The sequence below is a fragment of the Primorskyibacter marinus genome (genome assembly GCF_003313245.1).
In the GTDB taxonomy this organism is placed as follows: Bacteria; Pseudomonadota; Alphaproteobacteria; order Rhodobacterales; family Rhodobacteraceae; genus Primorskyibacter; species Primorskyibacter marinus.
Genome location: NZ_QJSD01000046.1, coordinates 1 through 5387 on the forward strand (window position 1 = coordinate 1; position 5387 = coordinate 5387).

At 58.5% G+C, this 5387-nt stretch carries 5 protein-coding genes and 1 pseudogene; 2 read left to right on the forward strand and 4 right to left on the reverse strand.

The features are described 5' to 3' along the window. Positions 1-1851: IS21 family transposase (gene istA / locus DMZ65_RS19235; protein ID WP_232825074.1), on the reverse strand; the 1851-nt coding region annotated here is incomplete at its 3' end. 266 nt (positions 1852-2117) lie between these two features. Here istA and DMZ65_RS19240 point away from each other — a divergent pair. Both DMZ65_RS19240 and DMZ65_RS19245 read left to right on the forward strand, forming a co-directional pair. Continuing rightward, complete coding sequence (locus tag DMZ65_RS19240; protein WP_157960701.1) at positions 2118-2486, forward strand: hypothetical protein; 369 nt, start codon at positions 2118-2120, stop codon at positions 2484-2486. 109 nt (positions 2487-2595) lie between these two features. Continuing rightward, positions 2596-3201, forward strand: coding sequence for a tyrosine-type recombinase/integrase (locus DMZ65_RS19245; protein WP_116600307.1), 606 nt, complete (start codon positions 2596-2598; stop codon positions 3199-3201). A gap of 269 nt (positions 3202-3470) precedes the next feature. Here DMZ65_RS19245 and DMZ65_RS19250 read toward each other — a convergent pair. The 3 genes and pseudogenes from DMZ65_RS19250 to DMZ65_RS19255 form a co-directional block, all read right to left on the reverse strand. Continuing rightward, a pseudogene (locus DMZ65_RS19250) lies at positions 3471-3691 on the reverse strand (integrase core domain-containing protein); the annotation flags it as partial. Between the two features lie 20 nt (positions 3692-3711). Then, positions 3712-3858: a hypothetical protein gene (locus DMZ65_RS19605; protein ID WP_157960702.1), complete on the reverse strand. Its 147-nt coding sequence runs from the start codon at positions 3856-3858 to the stop codon at positions 3712-3714. Positions 3859-3948: 90 nt separating this feature from the next. After that, a partial coding sequence (locus tag DMZ65_RS19255; RefSeq protein ID WP_157960648.1) for a Tn3 family transposase occupies positions 3949-5387 on the reverse strand: 1439 nt, incomplete at its 5' end.

Sequence of the window (5387 nt, forward strand, 5' to 3'; positions counted from 1 at the left end):
CTGCGGATAGGTATAGGCGTCGCTGAGCGGCGTGATGACCGGCTCCACCAACTGGTTGATCAGGTTGATGATGGCGGGCAGGCGCAGGGTGTTTTGTTCCACCGCCAGTTCGCAAGCCGTCTCGACCACCTCGATCCCGTGATCCTGGGCCAGTAGAAGCAGGTCGACGAACTCCCGATCCCCGCCTTTGCCGGCCATGTAATGCTCCCTGATCCGATGCATGGCCTCAGGCAGCTGCCAGTCCACAAAGGGGGCGCCGTCGCGCAGGGCGCCGGACTTGCGATCCAGCAGCGGCACGTAATGCCAAGGTTCAAAGTAGCTGACGTTGCGGGTAAAGCGGCGCTTGTGCTCGGCAATGACGTCCTGGCCCGACACCAGCACGATCCGGCCCGCATAGGCGCGCAGCGANGGGCGCAGGGTCAGCTGTGGATAGACGTATGCTTCGTTCAAGGGCGTGATGACTGGCTCCACCAGCTGGTTGATCAGATTGACGATGGCAGGCAGGCGCAGGGTGTTTTGCTCCACCGCCAGATCACACGCTATCTCGACGACCTCGATCCCGTGTTCCTGGGCCAGCAGGAGCAGGTCGACAAACTCCCGATCCCCACCTTTGCCGATCATGTAATGTTCCCTGATCCGATGCATGGCATCGGGCAGCTGCCAATCCACGAAGGGCGCCCCGTTGCGCAAGGCGCCCGGCTTGCGATCCAGCAGAGGAACATAATGCCAAGGCTCAAAGTAGCTGACGTTGCGGGTGAAGCGGCGTTTGTGTTCGGCAATGACGTCCTGGCCCGACACCAGCACGATCCGGCCCGCATAGGCGCGCAGCGACACATGTTGCCCCGCGAACCGGGACGGCACGCTGTAGCGGTTGCTGGCATATTGAACCAGGCAGGTGGAGCGGACCCGAACGGTCTTCTCCACGTAGCCGTCAAAAGCCCGCCCCAGGGGGCGCAGCTCGGCGCGCTCATCTTCAAAAACCTCTGCAACCGTGCGGGTCGAATGTTCAGGATGGGCGCGATTTGCCAGCTCCTCGCAGCGCAGGCGCAACCAGTCGTTCAGCCCAGCCAGATCGTCGAAGGCTGGCATGGGAACAAACAACCGGCCTCGCAAAAACTGGACCTGGTTCTCAACCTGACCCTTCTCCCAACCCGACGCGGGGGTGCAGGCAACCGGCTCCATCACATAATGGTTCATCAACGCCAAGAACCGCGGATGGAACACCCGGTCCTTCGAGCGCGAGACATAGGTCACCATCGTTTTGGGATTGTCGATGATCACCCGTCGCGGGACCCCGCTGTAAAAGGACAGCGCCCGCACAAAGGCATCCAGCACCATCTCCTGGCTCTCGCCGGGATAGGCGGCGACAAAGGGCTTGCGGCTGTGGCAAAGGCGGAAGTGGGCAACCTTCACCTTCTGCTCGACACCGCCCAGAACAACCCGTTCTTCGCTCCAGTCAAACTGGAGGGCATCACCGGCAGCAAAATGCAGCGGGATAAACGCCTCTCCCGATCCGGCACCGGCACGCTTGAGGTCTCGGATAAATCGCTGAACCGGCGAATAGAAACCGGTATACCCTTCCGACACAAGCTGCTCATAAAGCCTCACGGCCGTTCGCCGCTCCCGGCGTGGTCGCTTCTGGTCCTGATCGAACAGGTCCTGAAGCCGAAGATCAAACCCGTTGCACAGTTTGTGCCGAACCGGCGGGGCCTGGCGCTGGTAGCTCGGCGGGCTCTCATCCTTCAGATACTTCTTGATCGTATTGCGCGATAATCCCGTCGCCCGAGCAACAGACCGGATACTGCGCCCTTCAACCAGCACCCACAGACGGATCTTCGATACACTTTCCATCAATAACACCTGCTCTTCCTCCGCACTTTCTGTGCGGATGCTAACGAAAACAGGTGGGTCAATTTTACTCGCTCATAACCCACCCAAGTGGGTCAATTTCGCACGCCGATTCACANACCTGCTCTTCCTCCGCACTTTCTGTGCGGATGCTAACGAAAACAGGTGGGTCAATTTTACTCGCTCATAACCCACCCAAGTGGGTCAATTTCGCACGCCGATTCACAGACAATGTTTTGGTCCCCGCCCCTGAAACCGCACTTGAGGCCATGCACTACCGTGACGACCCGCGCGTGGAGACATGGCGTGGCAAGATCCTTGAGTGGCAAGAGAACATCAGGTCAGGCACGATTTCGAATCGTGAAATTCTCCAAGAACTTGATGATGCTAACGGCTATTTGACTGGCGCGAAGTTAATTAGGAACACTGTTGGCAGCATTTCCCCTTGGATCACTGGAACCGCCGCGGTTGCCGATTATCTGACAGGTCAAATGTTCGGTCCTGAGCTCGCCGCTGTTCTGGCGGGTCAGGTTGTCCTCGACCGCGCAGGCGATGTGATAGAGAGGTCGGTTTACGGCGCAAATCCGTTGCAGTCCGAATGGGTGATGGTAGGCCCGCTAAGCAAAAGAATTGCTTAACACTATTACTAATAGTGTTAAGCCTCCCGCTAGCCAGGGCTCCGAACCGACAGGGCAGGGGGCCGGTTTCTGCTTTGATGTTTAACAGTTTTCGGGCAAACTGTTGACTATGAGTGAAATGCGCCTCACCGACACCGCCGGAAACCGGCTCTATCTGAACGCTGAAGAGCGCGCGGCCTTCCTCGCCGTGGCGCGGCGACAGCCCGCCCGCGACCGTACGCTCTGCGAAACGCTGCACTATACCGGATGTCGGCCGTCTGAGCTGGTGGAAATCACCCCCGCCAGGGTCGATCTGTCTGACGGCACGGTCACCATACGCAGCCTGAAGAAGCGCAAGGATGCCTCTGGCAACTCGAAACTCGTCTACAGGAGCGTTCCGGTGCCGCCGGGCTACCTGGACACGCTCAATACCGCCCACGGCATCAGAGAGGCTCAGAAGTCACGTAAGCAGGCTAGTGCGGCGATCTGGCCGCTCAGCCGCGTGCGGGTCTGGCAGATCGTCAAACGGATCATGATCGAAGCCGGGATACCGGATGCGCCGCACCGCAGCCCGAAGGGGTTGCGTCACGGCTTTGGGGTCAATGCCACCGTGAACGGCATTCCGCTGAACATGCTGCAGAAATGGATGGGGCACGCCCAGCTCAGCACCACGGCGATCTATGCCGATGCCGTGGGGAAGGAAGAACAGAATATTGCGGCCAAGATGTGGGGGTAAGGCTCCCATTTCGAGCAGCACATAAAAAACGCGAAGCTCGGCTATGAATAGCTTGTCAGAAACGTGTCAAAACGCCGAAGGTTCTGCCGGGGAGTTCTGACACAGTTAAGTCCTTGATCATGCGCAGGGCAGGGCTGGAGGACACAACGGACCGTTTGGGACACATAAATTCTTGCATGGGGTTTATGTCCGGCATGCGGACAGACCTGCTGTTAAACCTGTCCAAATACTCGATCGCATTTTCGAACGCCTGACCTGCCACTGAACTTTCATCCAGCCACGACCGGAGACCGGTTTGTGTTGATGTCGGTTGCGTAGGTTGAGCAATCGCCCGACGCGCGGAGCCTTCATTTCGCGCAGCGGGGCGGGCGATTGCGGTGGCCAGGGTCCGCGCGTAGTCGGCTGAGCTCTGGTAGTCCAAGGCCGAATGCGGGCGTTCTGTGTTGTAATCCGTGGCCCACGCGGTGATCACGACTCGTGCATAGACCAGCCTATACCGTCAGCCTTGGATCAGCTCCGGGGTGCCCCGGCGTCGATGGCCTCTTTCGCGGCTCTCAGGCCGTTGTTGAGGAACAGCACGTCGTTGCCGGTGATGATCATGTCCACGCCGCGCTTGACCAGTGCCGCCACTGTGTCCGCGTTGGGGTCCGTCGGCATAAAGGAACGTTTGGTCCCACAGGGATCTCTGTAAGCGGTTAATTCGTTGTGATTTTTCCTGTTTTATCTCCCCCTGATCTGGAGGGTGTGTCAGGCGGCTGATTTCAGGGGGAGGATTCCGAGCGCGTCGCGGAGTTTATCATCAGAGAAGTCGTATTCGCCGAGCATGTTGATGTGTGCCCAGGCCATTGGGGCGTGTGCGGCGATCGTGCGACGCAGGTTTTCTTTGGTTTCCTCATCCGGGGCCCTTTCGAGTTGGTGGGCGAGGTAGAGGTAGTTCCAACAGATGATGCTGTTTTTGATGAGGCGGTTGCAGGCCTCGGCGATCTCCTGTTCCTCTTTTTCGGCTTGGGTGAACTCGCGGGGATTGCCAACGGCGACAGCGCGGGTGAAGCGGTTGGCGAGTTCGACCTTGTTGAGCTGACGTTCGATGGCCTGCCGCAGGCTCAGGTCATCGACATAGCGCAGGATGAACAGCGATTTGATGATCTGCCCGAAGGCTTTCAGAGTCTGATAGAGCGCGTGCTGCCGGGAATAGGAATTGAGCCGCCGGAAGATGTCGGACGCGGTGTTTTCCTTGAGCTTGATGGTGGCGACCAGACGTAACAGAGCATCCCAGTTTTCGCGGATCAGGGTCTCATTGATGGTTTTGTCCGGCGCGATGATCCAATCATGATCCCTTGGGCGGTCCGGCTTGAAGATGTAGAGGGTCTGTTTTCCAATGCCTTTGATCCGTGGGGCGAAGGAAAAGCCCAGCAGGTGCGTCATCCCGAAGATGGCTTCGGTGTAGCCGTGGCTGTCGGTGGAATGGATGTCACTTTTGACGACGTCATTGCACATGAGGCCATCGATTACGAACGCGCTTTCCCGATCAGCAGCGCTGATCATAAGGGAATGCCAGAGGATGTGGCGTTCATCAACGAATGTGTAGGCGCTGACGCCTTGTCCCTGGCCAAAATACTTGAACGAACGGCTGGCAGCGAGGCTTTCGCCGCGAACCTCGAACTTTTGCCCATCACTGGCGGTGTGCAGCTTGTCCGCCTTGTTCCGATAGATATTGGGCAGGTCCATCTCATCCATAGCTTTGACCACAGCGTCGTTCGCGGCGCGGATATTGTCGAGAGAAAACCGCCAATTAACGATGTGTTCCAGTTCGCCCTCGGTCACGCGAGACGAGATCCTTGCCATTTTGCGCACGCCGATTCCACATCCAAGGCCCATGATCCCAGCCAGGAGTGCGGGGCGGGAGACCGCCTGACGAATGTGGGTCTGCTGCCAGTGTTCGAAAGCGCCGAGCATCGCGCAGTGATTATTGATCGTCTCAAGCACCTGTGCCAGCGGTACATCGTGCCGTTGAGGAAACAGTTCATTGGTTGGGCTGGAACCATCCGCCCCGGCTGCCGGGGTAGCGATGTGGAAGGTGCCATCGGCACGTACCTTCAGATGTGGATTGGCAGCAGCATTGGCGTTCGTGCGCTGATATTGTTGTGTCAGCGCCTTCCGGAGGGGTGCCAGAATAGGTTGTGGGT